This window comes from Plantibacter sp. CFBP 13570, assembly GCF_014841395.1.
GTDB classification, from domain to species: domain Bacteria; phylum Actinomycetota; class Actinomycetes; order Actinomycetales; family Microbacteriaceae; genus Plantibacter; species Plantibacter auratus.
Window position 1 is genome coordinate 59,420 of the sequence record NZ_JACYTW010000011.1, and the last position, 22,492, is coordinate 81,911.

The following is a 22,492-nucleotide window of genomic DNA, read 5'->3' on the forward strand; positions in this document are numbered from 1 at the left end:
GGAGACGCTCAGGGGACGTCGACCCGGCGCCTCGCCAAGCGCTCGGCGTTCGCCGTCGCCGTGGAGTCGCGCAGGATCAGCTCCGGTACCGAGGGTGGCACCGCTCCCGGGGGTTCTCCGTTGACGTGGTCGAGCAGGGTCGCGAGCAGCGTCCGGCCGACCTGTTCGAAGTCCTGCCGCACGGTGGTGAGCGGCGGTGAGAGGTGCTCCGCCTCGGGGATGTCGTCGAACCCCACGACGCTGAAGTCGAGCGGGACTCGGAGTCCGCGCTCGGTGAGGGAGTGCATGAGCCCGAGGGCCATCTGGTCGTTGGCAGCGAACACCGCGGTGACCTCGTCGTCCAGCTGACGGCCGAGAGCGTATCCGGAGGTCGGCGTCCAGTCGCCGGTCCCGACGACCTGCGCGACGAGACCCGCGGTGGCGAGTTCGTCTCGCCAGCCGCGCTCACGCTCGCGGGCGTCGATCGCGTCCGGTGGTCCGGCGAGGTGCCCGATGCGCCGGTGGCCGAGCCCGATGAGGTGGGCGGTCGCGGCACGCGCGCCGGCGTATTGGTCGACGCCGACGGTGACCATACCTGCACGTGGCGTGGCGTGCAGCGCCACGAGCGGCACGCTGAGTTCCATCCCCGCCACGATGTCGGTGACCCCCTCGCGTGCGCTGATCACGGCGATCCCCTCGACGTTCTGGCGCAGGAACCCCTCGACCGCTGCACGCGCGGAACCCGGGTCGCTGTCCACCATGTTCGCGGTGAAGACCGACCATCGTGCGTCGCGGGCCGCGGCGTTGAAGTGCAGGACCGAGGACGAGGGGCCGAACTCGGTGCCCCCGGTGGCGATGAGGCCGATGGTCCGGGATCGCTTCGTGACGAGCGTCCGGGCGGCAGGGGAGGGGACGTAGCGCAGCTGCTTGATCGCTTCGTCGACCCGCGCCTTCGTCGCCGGTCGCACGTTCGGGAGGTCGTTGAGCACCCGTGAGACGGTCTGGTGCGAGACCCCCGCGAGCCGCGCGACGTCGAAGATCGTCGCATGACGGGACGGCTCAGCCACGCGGTCCCCTCTCGTCGTCGGCGGTCGTGATCGGTTCCGGCGGGGCCTCGTCCGGCCCCTCCGAGATCGCGGCCAGCAGCTTCGAGACGGTGAGGTCGTAGTTCGGGAGGTCGGCGACCTTCCGTCGGTCGCGCAGCACGGCGATCCGGTGGCTGATGCGCAGGACCTCCTCGAGTTCGGCTGAGATGAACACGACCGACAGACCGTTCTCGGCGAGCCGGGTCACGAGCTTCTGGATCTCGGCCTTGGCACCGATGTCGATGCCTCGGGTCGGTTCATCGAGCACGAGCAGCCGAGGAGCGAGCGCGAGCCACCTCGCCAAGAGTACCTTCTGCTGGTTCCCGCCTGAGAGCTCCTTCATGAGCGCATCGGGATTCGCCGGTTTGATACCCATCGCCTGGATGTAGCTCTCGGCCAGTTCGTTCTGCCGACGCAGCGGGATCCGTCTGAACCACCCGACGTCCGCCTGGAGGGCCAGCGCGATGTTGTCGCGCAGGCTGAGGTCGCCGATGATCCCCTCGGTGCGACGGTTCTCCGACGCGTAGACGATCCGTTGCTTGAGGGCGCGACGCGGGGATCCGAGGCGGGTGGCCCTCCCGGCCACCTCCACCGAGCCGGTGTCGGCCCGGTCGACGCCGGTCAGGAGTCTGGCGAGCTCCGTCCGTCCTGAGCCGAGCAGGCCGGCGATGCCGACGATCTCGCCCTCGTAGACCTTCAGGTCGATCGGTTCGATCGCACCCTGGCGCCCGAGCCCGATCGCCGCGACGAACGGGTCCTCACCGTCCAGGGCGTCGCCCTCGTCGGAGGTGTCGAGCCCGCGTCGGATCTCGTCGAAGGTCGCGAGCTCCTTGCCGATCATCTTGTGGACGAGGTCGATCCGGAGCAGTTCGTGCGGGAGGTATTCGCCGACGAGTCGGCCTTCGCGCAGCACCGTGAGTCGGTCGGAGATCTCGTAGACCTGGTCGAGGAAGTGCGAGATGAAGAGGATCGCGACGCCCTCGGCCTTGAGGATCGAGATGACCCGGAAGAGTTCGGTGACCTCGTCGTTGTCGAGGCTCGAGGTCGGTTCGTCGAGGACGAGCACCTTGGTGCGCACGGCGATCGCCCGGACGATCGCGACGAGCTGCTGGATCGCCGGCGGGTGGGCGGAGAGCTGCGAGGCCGGGTCGATGTCGAGTCCGACGACGGCGAGCAGTTCGCGGGCGCGCTCGCGCATGCGCCTCCCCGAGATCCCTCCCCAGGCATGGCGTGGTTCGCGGCCGAGGAGGATGTTCTCGGCGACGGTCAGGTTGGGGAGGAGGTTGACCTCCTGGTAGACGGTGCTGATCCCGTGCGCCTGGGCGTCGGCGACGCTCGAGAACGACACCTCTCGTCCCTCGAGGAGGATGCTTCCGCTGTCGATCCGATGGACCCCGGTGAGCGACTTGATCAGGGTCGACTTCCCCGCTCCGTTCTCGCCCATGAGGGAGTGGACCTCACCGGGGAACAACCGGAGGTCGACGTCGTCGAGCGCTTTGACGCCGGGGAAGCTCACGGAGACACCGCGCAACTGCACGAGTGGCGTGGGCGAGGTCATCTGCAACTCTCCATCGAGGTGGTCGCGGCCGGGGTGTCCGCTGATCACCTGACTCTAGCGCGCGCGACGGCGCCGCCGGGAGGCCGCTCCGGAAGAATTGTGAGGGCTAACATTGCCTGTTGACAACCGGTTCGAGCCGTGGCTAATGTTCAGCACAACGCAGATGTGATCGCTAACAATCACCGACCACCTGCGTCACCGCAGCACCACGCACGTCACATTCACGCCGCACCCATCGTCGGGACCGCGGGTCTCAAAGAGGAGAACAATGTTCAAGACAACACGTGTCCGCGCACTCGCGGGCCTCGCCCTGGTCGGCGCTCTCGCGTTCAGCGCGACCGCCTGCTCGAGCGGTTCCGGAAGCTCCGACGGCGACGCCGGTTCCGACGGCGAACTCACCACCATCGGCTTCGTGGCCGTCGGTCCCGAAGGCGGATGGCGCACCGCGAACGAGAAGAACATCCAGGACTCGTTCTCGAAGGAGAACGGCTTCGACCTCAAGTACGCACCGGCGACGAATGGCGACCAGAACTCGCAGATCACCGCCTTCACCTCGTTCATCGACGAGGGCGTCGACGCCATCCTGCTGTCCGCCACCGAGGCGACCGGCTGGGAGAGCGTCCTGGAGCGCGCGAAGGAGGCCGAGATCCCCGTGGTCCTGCTGGACCGCGGCATCGAGCCGAACGACACCGAGCTCTACACGAGCCGCATCGCCCCCGACAACGTCGGCATCAGCGCCTCGGCCGCCGAGTGGGCGAACGGTCAGTTCCCCGACGGCGCCAAGTACGTCGTCCTCGAGGGCCCTCCCGGCCTCTCCGTCGTCAACGACCGCAACAAGGGCTGGGACGACACCATCGACCCGAACTTCACCAAGCTCGAGTCGCAGTCGGCCAACTGGTCCACCGAAGAGGCGAAGAGCGTCTTCGAGACCATCCTCAAGGCGAACAACAACGACGTCCAGCTCGTCTTCGCACAGAACGACGAGATGGGCCTCGGCGCTGCACTCGCCGTCGAGGAGGCCGGCCTGAAGCCCGGAACCGACGTCAAGATCATCACGATCGACGGCACCAAGGCGGCGCTCGAAGCACTCGCCGCCGGACGCCTGAGCTTCGTCGCCGAGTACAACCCGCTGTTCGGTGAGACCGCGATCGACATCGTCAAGAAGGCACTCGCCGGCGACAAGGTCGAATCGGACATCGTGGTGCCGAGCGTCACGTTCGACTCCCCGGACGCCGCGACGGCAGCACTGCCCGAACGCGCCTACTGATCCGACCCGGTCGCCCGGCAGCCACTCCCTCGCTGCCGGGCGACCGCCCACCCGCTTCCCGGGGACCAGACTCCCCGGCGACGACGCCGGATCGACCGGCAGAACGACCAGGCAGACATGGCAATCACCGAGCCGATCGTCGAGATGCAGCACATCTCCATCGAGTTCCCAGGCGTCAAAGCCCTGCAAGACGTGGACTTCCGTCTCTTCCCCGGCGAGGTCCACACGCTCATGGGCGAGAACGGCGCCGGCAAGTCGACGCTCATCAAGGCGCTCACCGGTGTGTACAAGATCGACTCCGGTACGATCCTGGTCGCCGGAGGCCCCCGTTCCTTCTCCGGAACGGCGGACGCGCAGAGCGCCGGCATCTCGACCGTCTATCAAGAAGTGAACCTCTGCGACAACCTCACCGTCGGCGAGAACGTGATGCTCGGCCACGAGGTCCGCGGTCCCTTCGGCATCAACTGGCGCCGCACCCACGAGGCTGCACACGAAGCGCTCGTCGGGCTCGGCCTCGGGCACATCGACCCCAAGCAGCCGCTCTCGAGCATCTCGCTCGCGCTGCAACAGCTCGTCGCGATCAGCCGGGCCATGGTCACCAAGTCGAAGGTGCTCATCCTCGACGAGCCGACCTCCAGCCTCGACGCCAACGAGGTGGAGGGCCTCTTCCAGGTCATGCGCCGACTGCGCGACCAGGGCGTCGCGATCCTCTTCGTCTCCCACTTCCTCGACCAGGTCTACGCGATCAGCGACCGACTCACGGTGCTCCGCAACGGTGAGTTCGTCGGGGAGTACCGCACCGCCGACCTCAACCGCACCGAGCTCATCTCCAAGATGATCGGCAAGGACTACGGCGCGCTCGCCGCCCTGGGTTCCAACCGCGGCCGGACCGCCACAGCCGACGCCCCGGCGTTCTACAGCGCCAAGGACCTCGGGCGGAAGGGCTCGATCGACCCCGTCGACATCGAGGTCCACGCCGGCGAGGTCGTCGGTCTCGCGGGGCTCCTCGGGTCGGGCCGCACCGAGCTGGGTCGGCTCATCTACGGTGCCGACCGTCCCGACTCCGGCACGGTCACGATCGACGGCACGACCGCCGAGGTCCACACGCCCATGGCCGGCCTGTCGAAGCAGATCGCCTTCTCCACGGAGAACCGACGCGACGAAGGCATCATCGGCGACCTGACCGTACGGGAGAACCTCATCCTCGCCGTCCAGGCCCGCAGGGGCTGGGCGCGCCCGCTCTCCCGCCGCGAGCAGAACGAGCTCTGCGACAAGTACCTGCTCGAACTCAACGTCCGCCCCTCCGACCCGGAACGACCCATCAAGAACCTCTCCGGTGGTAACCAGCAGAAGGTGCTCCTCGGCCGATGGTTGGCGACGAAGCCGCAGCTCATCGTGCTCGACGAGCCGACCCGCGGCATCGACGTCGGCGCCAAGGCCGAGATCCAGGAGGCGATCGCCGCGCTCGCCGAGGATGGGATGTCCGTCGTGTTCATCTCCTCCGAGCTCGAGGAGGTCGTGCGTTTGAGCGAGCGGATCGTCGTGCTGAAGGACCATCGTAAGATCGGCGAGATCGTCAACGGACCCGAAGTCACCGCAGACACCATCGTCGACCTGATCGCCACCGAAGGGAGCGCCACGTGAGCGCCACCAGTCAGGGGCCGGCCCGTTCCGGTTCCTCCGCACGCGGCGGCCAGGGCTCAGCCCGCGGCGTCGTCAGCACCATCGTCCACCAGCCCTACATCTGGGCGATCGTGACGTTGCTGCTCCTCCTCATCATCAACCTCGTCAAGGACCCCGGCTACCTCGGCGTCTCCGTCAACGGCACGACCGGCAACCTGTCGGGCAACCCCATCGACATCCTGCGTGCGAGCGCCCCGATCATGATGATCGCGGTCGGGATGACGCTCGTGATCGCCACCCGCGGCATCGACCTCTCGGTCGGTTCCGTCATGGCCGTCTCCGGCGCCGTGTCGATGGAGTTCATGAGCAACCAGAGCGGCGGCGACGCCGGTTCGGCCATCGTCGCAGCGCTGCTCGCTCTCGCCGTGAGCGCCTTCCTCGGCACCGTCAACGGAGTGCTCGTCTCGATCGTCGGCCTACAGCCGTTCATCACCACGCTGATCACGATGCTCGCCGGCCGCGGCCTCGCGAAGGTCATCACCTCGGGGCAGAACACCTCCGCCACGAACGAGCCCTTCCGCTGGCTCGCCAACGGCACCGTGTTCGGATTCCCCGTCGTCTTCATCATCGCCGGTGTCATCGTCGCGATCGTCGCGTTCCTCGTCCGGCGCACCGCGCTCGGCCTGATGATCGAGTCGATCGGCATCAACCCGCGCGCCGCCCGGATGGCGGGTATCCGCCCCATCGGCATCCTCATCGCCGTCTACATCGTGAGCGCCGTCCTCGCGGGCGTCGCCGGGATCTTCAGCACCGCCAGCGTCATGACGGTCGAGGTGGCGAAGACCGGGTTGAACGCGGAGATGGACGCCATCCTCGCGGTCGTCATCGGCGGCACCTCGCTCGCCGGTGGCAAGTTCTCCCTCACCGGCAGCGTGATCGGCGCGCTCCTCATCGCGACGCTCGACAAGACGATCGTGTTCCTCTCCATCCCCTCCTCGGCGACGCCGGCGTTCAAGGCCGTCGTGATCGTGATCATCTGCCTCCTCCAGTCACAGCGCGTGAGAGCCCTGTTCGCCCGGCGGAAGTCCCGGACGACGCACACGGCGTCGGTCCCCACGCGAAAGGAAACGGTGTCAGCATGAGCACCCTCACCGACCGACCGGCACCCGACGCTCCGGTGCTCCCGCGGCGCTCGCTGCTGTCCCGGCTGACGCCCAACCTCGAGACCCTGCCCACCCTGGCGGCCGTCGTCATCTTCATCGGCATGGTCGTCTACGGCGAGATCGCCTACGGACGGATCGTCCAGGCCAGCACGATCTCGAACCTGCTCATCAACAACGCCTACCTGATCATCCTCGCCGTCGGACTCACCTTCGTGATCCTCACGGGCGGCGTGGACCTCTCCGTCGGTGCGATCATCGCCATCAGCAGTCTGATCGGGGTGATGCTCGCGAACTCGGGCTGGAACCCGATCGCGGTCATGGTGATCATGATCCTGATCGGCTCCGCGTTCGGCGTGTTCTCGGGCGTGCTCGTGCAGTACTTCAACGTGCAACCGTTCATCGCCACCCTCGCGATGATGTTCCTCGGGCGTGGTCTCGCCTCGATGCTCAGCACCACCCCGGAGCGTCTCGCCGACGACTCGCCGATCCGTTCGCTGTCCACCGAGTGGAAGGTGATCGACGGCCCGAAGATCAACGACCTCATCACCACCCCGAACGTCCTGATCGCCCTGCTCGTCGTCGCCGCGGCGTTCGTGGTGCTCCACAAGACCCGCCTCGGCCGGACCGTCTACGCGATCGGCGGCTCGGAGCAGTCGGCGCTGCTCATGGGGCTGCCCGTCGTCCGCACGAAGCTCATGGTCTACGTGATCAGCGGCACGCTGGCCGGCCTCGCGGCCGTCGTCTACACCTCGAAGCTCGGCATCGCCCAGAACATCACGGGCGTCGGCTGGGAGCTCGACGCCATCGCCGCTGTCATCATCGGCGGCACGCTGCTGACCGGAGGCGCCGGCTTCGTCCTCGGCTCCGTCGTCGGCGCGCTCGTCCTCGGCCTCATGAACGTGCTCATCACCCGCGACGGCAGCATCCCGCCGGAGGCGACGACCATCATCACCGGCGGCATCCTGCTCGTCTTCGTCCTCCTCCAGCGACTCGTGGTCTCGCGCAAACGCAAGACCTGACGCCCCCTCCCCGCAGCATCGCCCGTTCCACCCCGCTCGACAACGACGCCGAACCAGGAGAACCAACCCCCCATGAGACAACTGCGCCTGAAAACTGTCGTGGCGGCGTCCGTCGCCGCCCTGATCGTCCCGCTGATCGGCGTCACCGGAGCGGCCGCCGCGACGGGTGGGCCGTACGCCACGACGCTCGCCGCCGCACCGACCGCGCAGGACGGCCGCGGCGGCGCTCTCGATCGCGAACGTCGACGACGTGCGCGGCAATCTGACCCTGCCGGGAGCCCCCGAGGGGATCGACATCGCCTGGGCGTCGTCGGACACCACCGTGATCACCACCGACGGTGTCGTGACGCGCCCCGCCACGGACACCACCGTCACCCTGACCGCCACGCTGAGCCAGGGCGAGGCGACCGCGACGCGCGAGTTCACGGCGGCCGTCCGCGCCGCGATCGCGGCCCCCGACTACGAGGGCTATGCGTTCGCCTACTTCACCGGCAACTCGCTCGCCGGCGAGAACATCTACTTCGCCGCCAGTGAGGGCAACAACGCGCTCGACTGGAACGAACTCAACGCCGGACGCCCGGTCCTCACCTCGGACGAGGGCACGAAGGGGCTGCGCGACCCGTTCCTCATCCGCTCTCCCGAGGGCGACACCTTCTACCTCATCGCCACCGACCTCTCGATCGGCAGCGGCACGTCCTGGGGTGACTCGGTCCGGAAGGGCAGCCACTACCTCGAGGTGTGGGAGTCCCACGACCTCGTGACCTGGTCCGACCAGCGGCACATCGAGGTCGCACCGGAGAACGCCGGCAACACCTGGGCACCCGAGGCGTACTACGACGACACCATCGGCGCGTACGTGGTCTTCTGGGCTTCGTCGCTCTACGGCGCCGACGACCCGGACCACACCGGGAACAGCTACCACCGCATGATGTACGCGACCACCCGCGACTTCACGACGTTCAGCGAGCCGCAGGTCTGGCAGGACCAGGGTGTCTCGCGGATCGACTCGACGGTGATCAAGTCGAGCGACACCTACTACCGCTTCACCAAGGACGAGGGTGCCGGTGGCACCGGGTGCGCCGACATCATCCAGGAGTCCTCGACGGACCTGCGGGCCACGCTCGAGTCCTGGACGGTGCTCGACACCTGCATCGGTCGCGATGCCGGCACCAGCGCGGTCGAGGGGCCGACGGCGTTCGCCGCCAACCCGGGCGACGTCAACGGTGACAAGTTCTACCTCTTCGTCGACGAGTACGGCGGACGCGGCTACATCCCGCTCGAGACCGAGGACATCGCGAACCCGGACTGGCAGGTCGCGAAGGACTACGACCTGCCTGCGAGCCCGCGCCACGGTACCGTGCTCCCGGTCACCGCCGCAGAGCTGCAGCTGCTCGAGGACAGCCTCGGCGGAGCACCCGAGCCGGTGCCCGCGAACGAGGACGGCGAGATCGTCCGTTACGACTTCGCCGGGTCCGCAGGCTCGACGCTCAATGACATGTCGGGCAACGGCCTCGACGCTGCGGTCGAGGGCGGTGCGAGCTTCTCCGACGGTGCGCTGCAGCTGGACGGCGGCGACGACTACGTCAAGCTGCCGGACAACCTGCTCGCCGGCGTGAAGGACGTCACGGTGGAGACGGAGGTCTGGATCGACCCGACGCAGGCCAACCCGTACTTCATCTACGGGCTCGGCAACACCACCGGTGGCGCCGGCGACGGCTACCTGTTCAGCACCGGCAACGCGTATCGGACGAGCCTCGCGACCGGCAACTGGAGCACAGAGCAGACGGTGTCGCAGGGCAAGGACCTGACGCGCGGTCGCTGGGCGAAGCTGACGTACACGTTGCAGGGCACCACGGCCACGATCTACCTCGACGGCATCGCCGTCGGCACCGGGACCGTGACGTCCGATCCGGGCGACATCGGCGGCGGGTGGACGAGCGCCAACTACCTGGGCCGTTCGAACTACGACGCCGACAACCGCCTGAAGGGTGCGTTCCGAGAGTTCGCGATCTACAACCGCGCGCTCTCGGCGGACGAGGTGCTCGCCGGCTCCGGGAACACCGCTGCGCTGACCGACATCGGCCTCGAGGAGGACGTGCTCAAGACCGCTCCGATCGTGGACAACGACCGCCACGAGGTCGTCTTCCCGGTACAGCCCGGGACGGACCGCACCGCCTTGAGCCCGACGTTCACGACCGCGGCCGGTGTCATGGCGAGCCCCGCCTCGGGGACCACCGTCGACCTCAGCAGCCCGGTGACCGTGACGTTGACGCCGACCTCGGGTGAGGCCGTGACGTGGACGATGCGGGCGGTCGAGATGAAGAGCCCGGTCATCCCCGGTCTCTACGCCGACCCGAACGTCTTCGTCTGGGGCGACACCTACTACATCTATGCGACCACCGACGGCTTCGCCGGCTGGGGTGGCAAGGAGTTCTTCGTCTGGTCGTCGAAGGACCTCGTCGACTGGGAGCGCTCGGCGGAGCCGATCCTCACGCTCGACGGCGCGAACGGGAACGTGCCGTGGGCGACCGGCAACGCCTGGGCGCCGACGATAGGGGAGAAGGACGGGAAGTTCTTCTTCTACTTCAGCGGCCACAACCCCTCGGTCGACCGGAAGACCATCGGTGTCGCCGTCGCGGACAGCCCGGCCGGTCCGTTCACGGCCCAGCCGAACGCGATGATCCTCAACGACGAAGCGGTGACCTCGGGACAGGCGATCGACCCGGCCACGTTCACCGACCCGGTGACGGGGAAGAGCTACCTGTTCTGGGGCAACGGCTCGCCGGTGTACGCCGAGCTGTCGGACGACATGCTGTCGCTCAAGGCCGACACGCTCAAGCGCATCGACGGCCTGACCGACTTCCGAGAGGGGGCCTTTGTCAACTACCGGGACGGGATCTACCACCTGACGTACTCGATCGACGACACCGGTTCGGAGAACTACCGGGTCGGGTACGCGACGGCGACGAGTGTGGACGGCCCGTGGACGTACCGCGGTGTGATCCTGCAGAAGCAGCCCGAACTCGGCATCCTCGCCACCGGTCACAGCTCGATCCTCAACGTGCCGGGCACCGACGACTGGTACATCGTCTACCACCGGTTCGCCATCCCGGGTGGTGACGGCCAGCACCGCGAGACGACGATCGACCGGCTGACGTTCGACCCGGAGACGGGCCTCATGAACCCGGTCGTCCCGACCCTCGAGAGCGTCGGTCCACAGCGGATCGCGGTGCCCGGTGCCGAGGGCAAGCTGACGATCGACCAGCCGTCGGTGCGGGTGGGTGAGTCGATCTCGGTGTCCGGGTCCGGCTTCGCCGCGGGGGAGCAGGTTCGGTTCACGCTGTTCTCCACCCCGACCGACCTCGGGACCGTCGTCGCGGACGCTTCGGGTGCGTTCGTGGCGACGCTGCGGGTGCCCGCTACGGTGGTGCCGGGTGCACACACCTTGCAGGCGCTGGGTGCGGACTCCGGCATCACGGCTGAGGCGGCGCTGACCGTCCTGGCCGCGGATGCCGCGGCCCCCGGCGCTGCGGGCTCCGGTCCTGGGGCGCTGTCGACCACCGGTGTCTCGGTCGTCGGATTCGTCGGCCTGGCCGGGCTGCTCCTCGCAGCCGGCGCGTGGCTGGTCGTCCGTCGCCGACGCGTCGCCGCCTAGCCCGCGCCGACACGGCATCGATCCCGTCCGGGGTGACCATCGTCACCTCGGGCGGGATCGTTGCTGATCAGCGGCGGGCTTCGAGGAGTGACACGAACTCGTCCGCCATCGCGAGCTGCTGTTGTAGCTTGGCGCGGCGCTCGGCCGCGTCGGTGATGAAGCCGTCGAGGATCGCGCGGGTGTCGTCGTCGGGTGCCGTGTCCATGGCGTCGATCACCCGGAGGAGCTCGGCCATCTCCTCAAGCGAGAAGCCGAGCGGTTTCATGCGCCGGATGAGGATGAGGCGGTCGTAGTCGTCCTGCGTGTACAAGCGGAATCCGCCCTCGGTGCGCGCGGAGGCCGAGACCAGACCGACGTCGTCGTAGTGCCGCAGCGTGCGGAGCGAGAGTCCGGTGCGCTCGGCGAGTTCGCCGATGTGCATGGTGGTCGGTTCGCTCGTCACGGTCGCCTCACTTCAAATCAACCCTTACGTTAGGGTAGAGTCATCGCTGACGGCCGGTCGGGCCGCATCTCCCCACCATTCTCCCGCGCGTGAAGCCCCCGCGCGGTCGGTGGCGTGCGCACCGCAGCGCCGGACCCAGACATTCCCATCCGGTCCTCGCGCTGAGGACCCCGACTCCGACAGGAGCACTCATGGCCACTGGCCTCACATCCGCCGCACCGGACGCCACCGTCCTCTCCGCCCTCCGCAGCCCCCGCATCCTCACCAGAGAGGTGTTGGCGGGCCTCGTCGTCGCCATGGCGCTCATCCCGGAGGCGATCTCCTTCTCGATCATCGCGGGTGTCGATCCGCAGGTCGGGCTGTTCTCCTCGTTCGTCATGGCCGTGGCGATCGCCTTCCTCGGCGGCCGCCCGGCGATGATCACGGCGGCCACGGGAGCGATCGCCCTGGTCATCGCCCCGGTCGCCCGCGAACACGGCCTCGACTACTTCATCGCCACGGTCATCCTCGGCGGTGTCTTCCAGGTGGTCCTCGGCCTCCTCGGCGTCGCGAAGCTCATGCGCTTCATCCCACGCAGCGTCATGGTCGGGTTCGTCAACGCCCTGGCGATCCTGATCTTCACCGCCCAGCTTCCGAACCTCATCGGCGTGCCGTGGCTCGTGTACCCGCTCGTCGCGGTCGGCATCGTGGTCATGGTCGTCATGCCCCGCCTCACGAGTGTCGTGCCGGCCCCGCTCGTCGCGATCGTGCTCATCACCGCGGCGACCGTGGTCACCGGACTGAACGTGCCGACGGTCGGCGACCAGGGCGAACTGCCGCGCAGCCTCCCGACCCTGTTCATCCCCAACGTGCCGTTCACCCTGGAGACGTTCACGATCATCGCCCCGTATGCGGCCGCGATGGCGTTGGTCGGGCTCCTCGAGTCGCTCATGACGGCCAAACTCGTCGACGACGTCACCGACACTCCGTCGGGCAAGACCCGTGAGTCGCTGGGCCAGGGGATCGCGAACGTGCTTTCCGGGTTCTTCGGCGGCATGGGTGGCTGCGCGATGATCGGCCAGACCATGATCAACGTGAAGGCCTCTGGCGCGCGGACGCGGATCTCGACCTTCCTCGCCGGGGTGTTCCTGCTGGTCCTGGTCGTCGCGCTGGGCGACGTGGTCGCGGTGATCCCCATGGCCGCCCTCGTCGCGGTGATGATCATGGTGTCCGTCGCGACCTTCGACTGGCACAGCATCAACCCGAGGACCCTGCGCGCCATGCCCCTCGGCGAGACCGTCGTCATGGTGGCCACGGTCGTCGTGGTGGTCCTGACGCACAATCTCGCGATCGGCGTCGTGGTCGGTGTGATCGCCGCGATGGTCGTGTTCGCGAGGCGGGTCGCCCACCTCGCCACCGTCGAACGCACGGTCGATCTGTCGGTCGCGACGCCCACCGCCCGGTACACCGTCACCGGAGAGCTGTTCTTCGCGTCCAGTAACGACCTGACGACCCAGTTCGCCTACGCCGACGACCCGGAGCGGATCGTCATCGACCTCTCACAGTCGCACGTCTGGGACGCGTCGACCGTCGCCGCCCTCGACGCGATCACCACGAAGTACGAGCGTCGCGGGAAGCGAGTCGTCATCGAGGGGATGAACGACGCGAGTACGCGGATCCACAGCCGGCTGGCCGGCAAGCTGACCGGCGGTCACTGACCGCCGGCCGTTCGGGCGCCTGTGTCCGGCTCAGTCGAGCGGGACGCCGAAGTCGCCCGCGATGCCGGCGAGACCGGTGGTGTACCCCTGGCCGACGGCGCGGAACTTCCACTCGCCGTTGTGGCGGTAGATCTCCGCGAAGAGCATCGCCGTCTCCTGCGACGCGTCCTCGGTGAGGTCGTAGCGGACGATCTCCTGCTGGTCCTGGTCGAGGACCCGGCAGAAGGCGTCGCGGACCTGGCCGAAGTTCTGGCGGCGGTTGTCGGCGTCGTGGATGGAGACCGCGATGACGATGCGGGCGACGTCGGGCTCCACGGCGCGGAGGTCGATCGTGATCTGCTCGTCGTCGCCGTCACCCTCGCCGGTGCGGTTGTCGCCCTGGTGCACGACCGAGCCGTCGGGCGTCGACATCTGGTTGTAGAAGATGAAGTCCGCGGGGCTGCGGATCTTGCCGTTCTCGGCGACGAGGATGGCGGATGCGTCGAGGTCGAACGCGACGCCGACGGTGGTGCGCGGGTCCCACCCGAGACCGACCGTGGCGATGGTCAGCCCGGGGCTGGTCTTCGTGAGCGAGAGGTTGTTGCCTTTGGAGAGGCTGAGGCCTGCCATGGGTGTGTTCCTTCGAGAGTGCTCGGTGATGTTCGAACCTCCATCCTGCCTTGTTCCGGCTGAGTTTGGAGTGGGTTGTGGAGGATCGACCAGCCACCCCACGGCCGGAGCGGCGGTCAGGCGCCGTCCGCTCCGGGGGAGCCGGCCGCCGTGACCTCGTCGAGCGGCACTTCCTCACGGGCGACCGCAGCGGCGACGTCACCGAGCCGCCGCTGGCGGGTGCGTGCGTACTGCCGGATCATCCCGAAGGCCGTGTCCATGTCGACTCCCGCCGCACGGGCCAGATACCCCTTCGCCTGTTCGATGGCGATCCGGCTGTCGAGTGCGCGCTGGAGTTGCTCGGCGGCGAGCGTCGCGTTCTCGATCGTGCGTTGCTGGAGGAGGCTGATCGTCGCGACATCGGCCAGCGCCTGGGCGGCGCGGGCGTCGGCGCCGTTGAGGGCGCCCTCGGTCTCGCGGAACAGGTTCAGTGACCCGACGGTCGTGTCGCGGAGCCGCATGGGGATCGCGTGGACGCCCGCGTATCCGCGTTCCTTCGAGGCCTCCGCGAACCTCGGCCAGTGTTCCTGGAGCTCCTCGGCGCTCTCCGCGGTGACCAGTCGGCCGGTCGTCACCGCTGCGATGCACGGCCCCTCGCCGGCGTTGAGTTGGAGGAGACCGATGAACTCGCTCCGCTCGCTCGTGGACGCGACGACCTGCAGGACGTCGTCGCGGTCTGCCAGGTGGATGGCCCCGGCGGCGGCGTCGAACAATTCGACCGCCCGGTCGACCAGCGTCTGCAGCACGTCGACGACGTCGTAGTCGGCGACGAGGCTGTCGGTGAGGGTCACGAACGTCTCGATGAGCCGTGCTTCGCGCGTGTCGTCCATGGGCGTGTTCGTCCTCATCTGTTGATCAGCGGATCAACCGTAACCGAGGCCGGAGGTCGTCCATGACCGCCGGTGGTCGAGACCCGCTCGTGCGGATTTGCACCGGGTCGCGAGACCGTTCTACGCTGAACGAGCGCTGCCCCAGACCCCGGTTGCCGGATTGTCCGTCCTTTCTGATGATGCCCAGGAGCCTCATGAGCACGCACCCCGTCGGCCTTCTTCGCGCGCGCCATCGGCGACCATCGTGGTCGACGAGGCCGCCAGTCGCACCGGCGGAGGGCGTCCGATGACGGTCGAACGCAGCAGCGGGTTCCGGAGGACCGGACCCAGTGGGAGACCCCGGACAGGCGGGACGTCGAGCTACTCCGCGATCCTCGCCGAGGTGAAGTCGGCCGGTCTGCTCCGACGACGCTACGGCTTCTACTGGACGCTGTTCGCCGTGCTCGTGCTGGCCACCGCCGGCTGCTGGGTCGCCTTCGCGTTCCTCGGTGAGTCCTGGCTGCAGCTGTTGGTCGCGGCCGCTCTGGGTGTGCTGTTCACGCAGTTCGCCTTCCTGTCGCACGAGGCCGCGCATCGGCAGGTGTTCGAGTCCCGTGCCTGGAACGACTGGGCGGGCCGCTTCCTCGGAACCTTCCTGGTCGGACTGAGCTACTCGTGGTGGATGAACAAGCACACCCGTCACCACGGCAACCCCAACACGGTGGGCAAGGACCCCGACATCGAACCCGACACGATCCGCTTCCTGCCCGAGGACGTCGACACCGTGCGGAACCGGGCGGCGAGGATCTTCTACCGTCACCAGGGTTGGTTGTTCTTCCCCCTCCTCACCCTCGAAGGCCTCAACCTGCACTGGCTCGCGATCCGCTCCGTCGTCAGCGGTGTCGGGACGCGGGCCGGCGTGCGCGACCGGGTGATCGAGGGCGTGATGCTCGTCGCACGCTTCGGAATCATCCTCACGGTCGTGTTCTGGTTCCTGCCGTTCGGTATGGCGTGCGCGTTCCTCGGTGTGCAGCTCGCGGTGTTCGGCGTCATGATGGGTGCCTCGTTCGCCCCGAACCACAAGGGGATGCCGACGATCGCCCATGACGCGAACGTCGACTTCTTCTCCCGGCAAGTCCTGACGTCGCGGAACGTGGCCGGCGGATGGTGGGTGTCGTTCCTCATGGGCGGCCTGAACTACCAGGTCGAGCACCACCTGTTCCCCTCGATGCCGCGCCCCGCGCTCAAGGAGGCTCGACGGCTGGTCCGCGACCACTGCGCCGCGCTCGACGTCCCCTACACGGAGACCACCTTGCTACGCTCCTACGGGATCGTCATCCGCTACCTCAACCGCGTCGGTCTCGGGGCTCGAGACCCGTTCGCGTGTCCGCTCGTCGCCGAGCTCCGCATCCACTGAGTCACCATCACCGATCACCATCACCCCACGGAATCAGGAACCCAAGCCATGCAGATCATCATCGTGCTCCTCGTCATCTGGGCGATCCTCTCCATCGTCGGCTTCGCGCTGAAGGGCCTGCTGTGGCTCGGGATCATCGGCATCGTCCTCATCATCGGCACGATCGTCTTCGGCGCCATCCGACGCGCTGCCAGCAAGCGCTAACTCGCAGTCAGAAGCCGCCCGGTCGGTTCGGGTACGCTCTGCCGGATGCGGAATCTGGACTGGGACGGCCTGCGCAACCTCAGGGATCTCGGTGGCCTGCCGACACCGCTGTCGTCCAGCGGCCTGACAGCGCACGGGCGGATCGCGCGGGGTCCCCGACGCGAGCTGCTCACCGCTGCAGGGTGGGACGCCGCGATGCGATGGGGGCTGCGGTCCGTGGTCGACCTCCGCAGCGCCGATGAGACCGGAGCGCGCGAAACCGACCCTGGTGTTCGGCCACCAGCCGAGCTGGTGATGACGCTCGCGCCGACCGAGGATCAGACCGATCCGGAGTTCCGTGCGGTGTGCCTGCCGATCCTCGACTCCCCGGAGTACTGGCGACACAACGTGCGCATCCTGCCGGAGCTCGTCCGCGGTGCGCTCGATGCGGTCGCCTCGTCCGAACCCGGGATCCTGGTGCACTGCGCAGCCGGCCGGGACCGCACCGGCATGATCAGTGCGCTCCTCCTCGCCAACGCCGGCGTCACCGATGACGCCATCGTCGACGACTACGCGGCATCGGTCCGTGCCATGGCCGGGACGGTGCCCCACGGCGGCCCGACCCACGACCGCCAGGCCTCCTGGACCTCGGAGCAGGTCGACGTCTTCCTCGACGAGGTGGGCGCCCCACGTGCGAGCCTTCGTCGCCGATGCGGACGGTGTCTTCGACACCCTGGGAGTTGACGAAGCATCCCGACAGAGGCTGCGTCAGCTCCTGCTGCCTTGACTGTGCGCGGCCGGCACGTTCGGAGCCGTCCAGCGTGCTGCGAGCACTCGCTAGCCCACAGGTGTCCTCAAAGTCGTACGAGTTTCGGGACGAGAAGTTGGTACACTTGCGCCATGTCGATCTCTTCCGCGATGCCCATCCAGCCGGTGCTGCCCACGTCTGAAGCGCGTACCGAGTTGCCGAACGCGTTGCGCAGGTTCCGCTCCGAGGGTGTGATGGCGCAGCCCATGGTGTTCGGCGGTCACCGTCGTGCCGAGGGCGTCGTCATCCCGTTCGAGCTCTACACGGAGTTGCTGCCTGTGATCGAAGACATCGAGATCGCACACTTGGTGCGCGAGCGCGCTGCCGTTGGTGGGTCGGGGTCCCTGGCTGATGTCGCTCTCGGTCTCGGCCTCGATCCTGACGACTACCGCTGATGGCGGCGTCCCTCAAGCTGACTGCTCTTCTCCCGGGCTTTCAGCAAGACATCGACGCGCTCCCGGACCTCGCCACGAAGAAGATGGCGCTGGACATGCTCGTCCTCGTCCGGGACGGGAAGATCGCGGGCGTGAAGCTCGACTCGCGGGTCGGCACCGGGGACCTGGGTGATTGTCGCAAGCTCTACTTCGACCCGGACGGATCCGGAAAGCCGAGGTACCGACTCGTCTACCGCTACACGCCGGATGAGATCCACGCCGTCGCCGTCGAGGCTGTCGCCGTCGGGCGGCGTGCGAACCTCGACGCCTATCAGCGGGCCATCGTCAATCTCGGCCGGTGAAGACCGAGCTGCGGCGCGGGTGAGCAGCTGCCGGTTCGCCATCGCCTCTTTGGAGACGGCTCCACAGTGGCGGGGACGGCACCCCACAGCGGCCCGACCCACGACCGCCAGGCGTCGTGGACGTCGGAGCAGGTCGACGCCTTCCTCGACGAGGTGACCCCGCACGTGCGGGCGTTCGTCGCCGATGCGGACGGGGTCTTCGAAACAGTCGGCGTCGACGAGGCGGCCCGGAGGGAATTGCGTCTGCTGTTGCTGCCGTGACGGGCGATGCCCGGCTTCTCGCGGGAGAATGAGCCATGCAGACGCGCTCAAAGATCCTCAAGCGGCTCGGTCTCGCCCAGCAGAGCTCCACGATCGTGAAGCTGAACCGGGTGTCCGCCCCGGACGAGAACCTCGATGGGTTCGTCGTCGCCATCGGTCACAAGTGGGTGCTCGTCGCACCGATAACCACAGGAGGGTTCTTCGACGGCTACACGGTCATCCGCGTCCGCGAGATCGCCAGAGTCCGGTTCGATCGATCGTTCCAACGCCGTTTCTCCGAAACTCGACCCGAGTGGCCCGTGAACCCTCCGCCCGGTCGGCCGACGCCCGATCTGGACTCGACCCGCGGCATGTTGCGGTCGTTCCTCGCGGAGGGAGTCCTCTGCGCGCTCGAACGCCGGAACAAACCCGACCTCCTGTGGGTCGGTGTGCCCGCCGAACTGAGACGTCGCTGGTTGTATCTGCTCGAGGTTCGATCTGATGCGACGTGGCACGCCGGCCCGTTGGGCTATCGACTCCGGACCATCACCCTCGTCCGCACGGGTGATCAGTACTTGCGTGCGCTGGCCGCCGTGGCTGGGCCCGCGCCCGTCGAAGACGGCTCGTCCTGGTGGTCTCCTCCCGAGCAGGGGTGACCGGACCGGACGAGAGTGATCGGACGGTCCTCACAAGGGCGGTTCCCGGTCCGCGCCGAGACACGCGCGCCGGCCCGCCTCACGGCTCGTCGTCCCAGGGGACCGGCGTCGTCGTGCCCGACTGCACGTCGCTCCGGAGGATCGCGTAGGCGACCGATGCGAGTGGCAGTCCGCCGTTGACGGGCCAGCCCTCGCGGTAGTGGGCCTCCTTCACCCAGCCGGCCCGACGGAAGGCACGACGCATGGCGACGTTGTCCTCGCGGGTCTGCCCTTCGAGCTTGCGGACCGACGGGAACCGCCCGAACACCTCGGTGACGATGACCGGCAGCACCGCCGTTCCGATCCCGCGCCCTCGCGCGTCCTCGGCGAGCCGCAGGTCGATCAACGGTGCGTCGTCCTCCAGGTCCTCGAGGGTGACGACTCCCACCACCTCGCCGTCTGCGAGCACCCAGCATCCGAAGGCGCCGGGCCCGTCGAGGACGCCGGCCACCAGGCGTGCGCGTACATCCTCAGCTGTCGGTCGCGGCCGCACGTGGAAGGGGAACTCGTGAGTGCTCAAGAACTCGACGAACGCGTCGTCGTCCCGAGGGCGATCGATGGGTTGCAGGCTCAGCTGTGACATCAGCCCAGTATCGCAAGGTCGCCACGGCGCGTGCCCGAGATGGCCGGACGTGGACGCTGCCCCCTTCACACGGAGGAACCGGCGCTCGCTGATCTGGCGGAGGTGACGCCGCACGTGCGAGCCTTCGTCGCCGACGGCTACGGGGTCTACCGCGGCAGCGCTGCGAACCGCTCCGTCTTGTCCGTCGGGCCGAGGACGAGGAGCCGCTGGCCGGCGGTGAGGACCGTGTCGCCGGTCGCGTAGGTCCACCGGTCGTCCTGGCGGACGGCGACGACGGTCACGCTGAACCGGTCGCGGATGCGCGCGGCGGTCAGCGTCTGCCCGACGACCTCTGCCGGAGCGGTCGTCTTGGCCATGACGAAGTCCTTCTCCACCGCGAGGAAGTCGAGCATCCCGCCGCCGCGGACGAGGTGCGCCACGCGACGCCCCATGTCGGACTCCGGGTAGACGACGTGCTCGACCCCGATCTGCTCGAGGATCAGGCCGTGCTGCTCGCTGACGGCCTTCGCCCAGATGTTCGTGGTGCCGCGGCGCTTGAGGAGCGACGCGGTCAGGATGCTCGCCTGCAGGTCGGTGCCGATGGCGATCACGACGCGGTCGAACTCGTCGATGCCGAGCTGGTCGAACACGCCGTCACGGGTGGTGTCGGCACGCACCACGTGGGTGAGGACGCCGTTGAGCGACTGGACGATGTCCTCGTCCGTGTCGATCCCGAGGACCTCGGTGCCCGAGTCGACGAGCTCGACGGCGAGGGCACGGCCGAACCGGCCGAGGCCGATGACGACGACGGACTCGACGCCACGCTGACGCTTGTTGCTGAACGGTCTAGCCAATGATCGGACGCTCCTTCGGGAGTTCATACAGACGGGTCTCGGTCCGAAGCGCGAGCGCGGAACCGAGGGCGATGGGGCCGATGCGGCCGACGAACATGAGGACCACCAGGATCAGCTGCGCGGCGACCGGGAGAGAGGCGGTGATGCCGGTGGAGAGTCCGACCGTCGCGTAGGCGGAGATGACCTCGAACAGGACGCGGTCGAGGCTGTAGTCGGTCATCAGCATGATCGCGGCCGTTGCGCCGACGACGAGGCCGACGGACAGGAGCGCGACGGTGATGGCCTCCCGGTGCGTCGACCGTGGGAGACGCTTGCCGAACATGTTCACCGCCGCACCGCCGCGCAGCTCGGTCACGATGATGAAGAACAGCACCGCGAAGGTGGTGATCTTGAGTCCGCCGGCGGTGCTCGCCGGGCCACCGCCGATGAACATGAGGATGTCGGTGACGAGCCACGTGACCGGGTGCATCTGACTGACGTCGAGGTTGTTGAACCCGGCGGTGCGGGGGAGGACGCCGGCGGTGAACCCCGCCAGCAGCCGGTCGGCCGGAGCGAGCGCACCGAGCGTCGCCGGGTTCGACCACTCCAACGCGGTGATGAACCCGCAACCGAGGACGAGCAGGATCACGGTGCCGACGACGACGGTCATCGTGTTCAGCGTCCACCGCGAGGGCGTTCGGAACCGCCGTCGGAGTTCCAGGATCACGCCGAATCCGAGCCCGCCCAGGATGACCGCCCCGCAGATGGTCAGCGAGATCCACGGGTCGGTCGCGTACCCCATGATGCTGTCGCTGAACAGGGCGAAGCCGGCGTTGTTGAAGGCCGACACCGCGTGGAACACCCCGTACCAGATCGCATCGCCCGGTGCCCAGTTGTAGCCGATCATCCAGCGCAGGGCGAGGATGATCGCGCAGAGGGCCTCGACGCCGAGCGCGATGAGGATGACGCCGCGCAGGACCCGGCGCACGTCGCCGATCGCCAACGTGTGGGTCTCACTGACCGCGGTGAGCCGCGTCCGCAGACCGAGCCGCCGGGCGACGAGTAGACCGAGAAGTGTCGCGAACGACATCACCCCGATGCCGCCGATCTGGATGAGCGCGAGGATGACGGCATGCCCGAACGGCGTCCAGAACACCGGGGTGTCGACGATGATGTGGCCGGTGACGCAGATGGCGCTCGTCGCGGTGAACAGCGCCTCGATGAGGTTCGCGCCGCCCGGGCCGGTCTTCGAGATGGGAAGCATCAGGAGCAGGGTGCCGACGAGGGTCGCAGCCCCGAACGCGATCGAGATGACCTGGACGGGACGCGCGGCGGCGAGTTGCCCACGGCGGCGGGCTCTGCCGCCGGCCGACCTCGATCCGTCTCTCGCCACCCGAGAACCATAGCGGCCAGTGCGGCTCGTCGGTGATGCGGACCGATGTCGCGCGTGCTCCGGATGACGATGCGGTCATCAGTACAGATGTTTGGGGCGCGCGCATATCCACAGAGCGCAACGGGCCACACGACGCCCGGCTCCGTGATTACGCTGATGCCCGACAGGACCCTTTCGCCCTGTCAGGGTTCCCGGCCGGCTTCCCCTCGATTCCGGCCGGGACCCACTTCACCGCCAGGCAGACGTCAGGGTCGGTCGGCGTGTCTGGCGCTCGCCGCGAGCAATCCGCTCGCTCCGGCGACCATCGCGGCCTCGGTCCGGGTCGCCACTCCGAGCTTCCGCAGGATGGCCGAGACGTGGACGCTCGCGGTCTTCGCGCTGATGAACAGGCGCTCGCCGATCTGTCGGTTGCTCAGGCCTTCCGCGATGAGCTGCAGCACCTGGCGCTCCCGGGCGGTCAACTCGATGGAGCCGCTCGTGCCGCGCGCTCGGGGGCGGCCGTCGAGGTTCAGCGACGCTCGCTCCGCCAACGCCCGCGCACCGTCGAGCACGAGGCCGGCACCGAGCGTCGTCGCCTCGGCGACCGCGACGACGAGCGTGTCCTGTGCGCCGGGGCGATCACCGGCGGCCACGCGCGCCTCAGCCAGCCGGAGCGCCGTGTAGGGCGCGAGCGCGGCCGG

The 22,492-nt window shown here is 68.2% G+C and carries 22 protein-coding genes; 13 read left to right on the forward strand and 9 right to left on the reverse strand.

Annotated elements, in window-relative coordinates:
* Nucleotides 1-8: 8 nt before the first annotated feature.
* The gene (locus tag IFT89_RS06225; RefSeq protein WP_086472833.1) at nucleotides 9-1,046 is read right to left on the reverse strand and encodes a LacI family DNA-binding transcriptional regulator; all 1,038 of its coding nucleotides are present in this window, start codon (nucleotides 1,044-1,046) and stop codon (nucleotides 9-11) included.
* The gene (locus IFT89_RS06230; protein WP_202938524.1) at nucleotides 1,039-2,622 is read right to left on the reverse strand and encodes a sugar ABC transporter ATP-binding protein; all 1,584 of its coding nucleotides are present in this window, start codon (nucleotides 2,620-2,622) and stop codon (nucleotides 1,039-1,041) included. Before IFT89_RS06230 ends, IFT89_RS06225 begins: the two co-directional genes overlap by 8 nt.
* 268 nt (nucleotides 2,623-2,890) lie before the next feature.
* On the opposite strand from IFT89_RS06230, the gene IFT89_RS06235 reads away from it, so the two are divergent.
* The 5 genes from IFT89_RS06235 (at nucleotide 2,891) to IFT89_RS20725 (ending at nucleotide 11,349) form a co-directional block, all read left to right on the forward strand.
* The gene (locus IFT89_RS06235) at nucleotides 2,891-3,889 is read left to right on the forward strand and encodes an ABC transporter substrate-binding protein (RefSeq protein ID WP_086472835.1); all 999 of its coding nucleotides are present in this window, start codon (nucleotides 2,891-2,893) and stop codon (nucleotides 3,887-3,889) included.
* Between the two features lie 117 nt (nucleotides 3,890-4,006).
* On the forward strand, nucleotides 4,007-5,533 hold the full coding sequence (locus IFT89_RS06240; protein WP_202938525.1) for a sugar ABC transporter ATP-binding protein: 1,527 nt from the start codon (nucleotides 4,007-4,009) through the stop codon (nucleotides 5,531-5,533).
* A complete protein-coding gene (locus IFT89_RS06245; protein WP_374190792.1) occupies nucleotides 5,530-6,654 on the forward strand; it encodes an ABC transporter permease in 1,125 nt (374 codons plus the stop codon). Before IFT89_RS06240 ends, IFT89_RS06245 begins: the two co-directional genes overlap by 4 nt.
* Nucleotides 6,651-7,694 (forward strand): ABC transporter permease, encoded by a 1,044-nt coding sequence (locus IFT89_RS06250; RefSeq protein WP_079704715.1) that lies wholly within the window; start codon nucleotides 6,651-6,653, stop codon nucleotides 7,692-7,694. Before IFT89_RS06245 ends, IFT89_RS06250 begins: the two co-directional genes overlap by 4 nt.
* A 250-nt stretch (nucleotides 7,695-7,944) precedes the next feature.
* On the forward strand, nucleotides 7,945-11,349 hold the full coding sequence (locus IFT89_RS20725) for a family 43 glycosylhydrolase (protein WP_307783455.1): 3,405 nt from the start codon (nucleotides 7,945-7,947) through the stop codon (nucleotides 11,347-11,349).
* Nucleotides 11,350-11,416: 67 nt separating this feature from the next.
* On the opposite strand, the gene IFT89_RS06260 is transcribed toward IFT89_RS20725, so the two are convergent.
* Nucleotides 11,417-11,770 (reverse strand): MerR family transcriptional regulator, encoded by a 354-nt coding sequence (locus IFT89_RS06260; protein ID WP_121291167.1) that lies wholly within the window; start codon nucleotides 11,768-11,770, stop codon nucleotides 11,417-11,419.
* Between the two features lie 212 nt (nucleotides 11,771-11,982).
* On the opposite strand from IFT89_RS06260, the gene IFT89_RS06265 reads away from it, so the two are divergent.
* A complete protein-coding gene (locus tag IFT89_RS06265) occupies nucleotides 11,983-13,488 on the forward strand; it encodes a SulP family inorganic anion transporter (RefSeq protein ID WP_202938527.1) in 1,506 nt (501 codons plus the stop codon).
* A 30-nt stretch (nucleotides 13,489-13,518) separates the two neighbouring features.
* Here IFT89_RS06265 and IFT89_RS06270 read toward each other — a convergent pair whose 3' ends face one another.
* Nucleotides 13,519-14,097: a TerD family protein gene (locus tag IFT89_RS06270; RefSeq protein WP_202938528.1), complete on the reverse strand. Its 579-nt coding sequence runs from the start codon at nucleotides 14,095-14,097 to the stop codon at nucleotides 13,519-13,521.
* A gap of 116 nt (nucleotides 14,098-14,213) precedes the next feature.
* A complete protein-coding gene (locus IFT89_RS06275) occupies nucleotides 14,214-14,966 on the reverse strand; it encodes a GAF and ANTAR domain-containing protein (RefSeq protein ID WP_191940227.1) in 753 nt (250 codons plus the stop codon).
* A gap of 286 nt (nucleotides 14,967-15,252) precedes the next feature.
* On the opposite strand from IFT89_RS06275, the gene IFT89_RS06280 reads away from it, so the two are divergent.
* From IFT89_RS06280 to IFT89_RS06310, 7 genes are all read left to right on the forward strand, one after another.
* Entirely contained in the window at nucleotides 15,253-16,362 is a 1,110-nt protein-coding gene (locus IFT89_RS06280) for a fatty acid desaturase family protein (RefSeq protein ID WP_202938529.1), read from the forward strand.
* A gap of 48 nt (nucleotides 16,363-16,410) precedes the next feature.
* Nucleotides 16,411-16,566: a hypothetical protein gene (locus IFT89_RS06285; protein WP_162852293.1), complete on the forward strand. Its 156-nt coding sequence runs from the start codon at nucleotides 16,411-16,413 to the stop codon at nucleotides 16,564-16,566.
* A gap of 45 nt (nucleotides 16,567-16,611) precedes the next feature.
* Nucleotides 16,612-17,289, forward strand: coding sequence for a tyrosine-protein phosphatase (locus IFT89_RS06290; RefSeq protein ID WP_244650626.1), 678 nt, complete (start codon nucleotides 16,612-16,614; stop codon nucleotides 17,287-17,289).
* A 156-nt stretch (nucleotides 17,290-17,445) separates the two neighbouring features.
* Nucleotides 17,446-17,748 carry a hypothetical protein gene (locus IFT89_RS06295; RefSeq protein ID WP_192019398.1) on the forward strand — a complete coding sequence of 101 codons (303 nt, stop codon included), beginning with the start codon at nucleotides 17,446-17,448 and terminating at the stop codon, nucleotides 17,746-17,748.
* Nucleotides 17,748-18,089 (forward strand): hypothetical protein, encoded by a 342-nt coding sequence (locus IFT89_RS06300; RefSeq protein ID WP_228501453.1) that lies wholly within the window; start codon nucleotides 17,748-17,750, stop codon nucleotides 18,087-18,089. The genes IFT89_RS06295 and IFT89_RS06300 overlap by 1 nt, the downstream gene beginning before the upstream one ends.
* Before the next feature lie 66 nt (nucleotides 18,090-18,155).
* Nucleotides 18,156-18,350 (forward strand): hypothetical protein, encoded by a 195-nt coding sequence (locus IFT89_RS06305; RefSeq protein WP_191940231.1) that lies wholly within the window; start codon nucleotides 18,156-18,158, stop codon nucleotides 18,348-18,350.
* A gap of 35 nt (nucleotides 18,351-18,385) precedes the next feature.
* Nucleotides 18,386-18,985, forward strand: coding sequence for a hypothetical protein (locus tag IFT89_RS06310; RefSeq protein WP_202938530.1), 600 nt, complete (start codon nucleotides 18,386-18,388; stop codon nucleotides 18,983-18,985).
* Nucleotides 18,986-19,064: 79 nt separating this feature from the next.
* On the opposite strand, the gene IFT89_RS06315 is transcribed toward IFT89_RS06310, so the two are convergent.
* From IFT89_RS06315 to IFT89_RS06330, 4 genes are all read right to left on the reverse strand, one after another.
* Nucleotides 19,065-19,607 carry a GNAT family N-acetyltransferase gene (locus IFT89_RS06315; protein WP_202938531.1) on the reverse strand — a complete coding sequence of 181 codons (543 nt, stop codon included), beginning with the start codon at nucleotides 19,605-19,607 and terminating at the stop codon, nucleotides 19,065-19,067.
* A gap of 146 nt (nucleotides 19,608-19,753) precedes the next feature.
* On the reverse strand, nucleotides 19,754-20,440 hold the full coding sequence (locus tag IFT89_RS06320) for a potassium channel family protein (protein ID WP_240043972.1): 687 nt from the start codon (nucleotides 20,438-20,440) through the stop codon (nucleotides 19,754-19,756).
* Nucleotides 20,433-21,812, reverse strand: coding sequence for a TrkH family potassium uptake protein (locus IFT89_RS06325; protein WP_191940235.1), 1,380 nt, complete (start codon nucleotides 21,810-21,812; stop codon nucleotides 20,433-20,435). Before IFT89_RS06325 ends, IFT89_RS06320 begins: the two co-directional genes overlap by 8 nt.
* Before the next feature lie 245 nt (nucleotides 21,813-22,057).
* Nucleotides 22,058-22,492, reverse strand: a 435-nt coding sequence (locus IFT89_RS06330) for a helix-turn-helix transcriptional regulator (RefSeq protein ID WP_202938532.1), incomplete at its 5' end; no start/stop codon positions are given.

Bases quoted from the DNA above. Each gene is read 5' to 3' on its own strand.
- IFT89_RS06230 (WP_202938524.1), bottom strand. From the start codon at position 2,622: ATGACCTCGCCCACGCCACTCGTGCAGTTGCGCGGTGTCTCCGTGAGC.
- IFT89_RS06235 (WP_086472835.1), top strand. From the start codon at position 2,891: ATGTTCAAGACAACACGTGTCCGCGCACTCGCGGGCCTCGCCCTGGTC.
- IFT89_RS06240 (WP_202938525.1), top strand. From the start codon at position 4,007: ATGGCAATCACCGAGCCGATCGTCGAGATGCAGCACATCTCCATCGAG.
- IFT89_RS06250 (WP_079704715.1), top strand. From the start codon at position 6,651: ATGAGCACCCTCACCGACCGACCGGCACCCGACGCTCCGGTGCTCCCG.
- IFT89_RS06260 (WP_121291167.1), bottom strand. From the start codon at position 11,770: ATGCACATCGGCGAACTCGCCGAGCGCACCGGACTCTCGCTCCGCACG.
- IFT89_RS06265 (WP_202938527.1), top strand. From the start codon at position 11,983: ATGGCCACTGGCCTCACATCCGCCGCACCGGACGCCACCGTCCTCTCC.
- IFT89_RS06270 (WP_202938528.1), bottom strand. From the start codon at position 14,097: ATGGCAGGCCTCAGCCTCTCCAAAGGCAACAACCTCTCGCTCACGAAG.
- IFT89_RS06275 (WP_191940227.1), bottom strand. From the start codon at position 14,966: ATGGACGACACGCGCGAAGCACGGCTCATCGAGACGTTCGTGACCCTC.
- IFT89_RS06280 (WP_202938529.1), top strand. From the start codon at position 15,253: ATGACGGTCGAACGCAGCAGCGGGTTCCGGAGGACCGGACCCAGTGGG.
- IFT89_RS06285 (WP_162852293.1), top strand. From the start codon at position 16,411: ATGCAGATCATCATCGTGCTCCTCGTCATCTGGGCGATCCTCTCCATC.
- IFT89_RS06290 (WP_244650626.1), top strand. From the start codon at position 16,612: ATGCGGAATCTGGACTGGGACGGCCTGCGCAACCTCAGGGATCTCGGT.
- IFT89_RS06295 (WP_192019398.1), top strand. From the start codon at position 17,446: ATGTCGATCTCTTCCGCGATGCCCATCCAGCCGGTGCTGCCCACGTCT.
- IFT89_RS06300 (WP_228501453.1), top strand. From the start codon at position 17,748: ATGGCGGCGTCCCTCAAGCTGACTGCTCTTCTCCCGGGCTTTCAGCAA.
- IFT89_RS06310 (WP_202938530.1), top strand. From the start codon at position 18,386: ATGCAGACGCGCTCAAAGATCCTCAAGCGGCTCGGTCTCGCCCAGCAG.
- IFT89_RS06315 (WP_202938531.1), bottom strand. From the start codon at position 19,607: ATGTCACAGCTGAGCCTGCAACCCATCGATCGCCCTCGGGACGACGAC.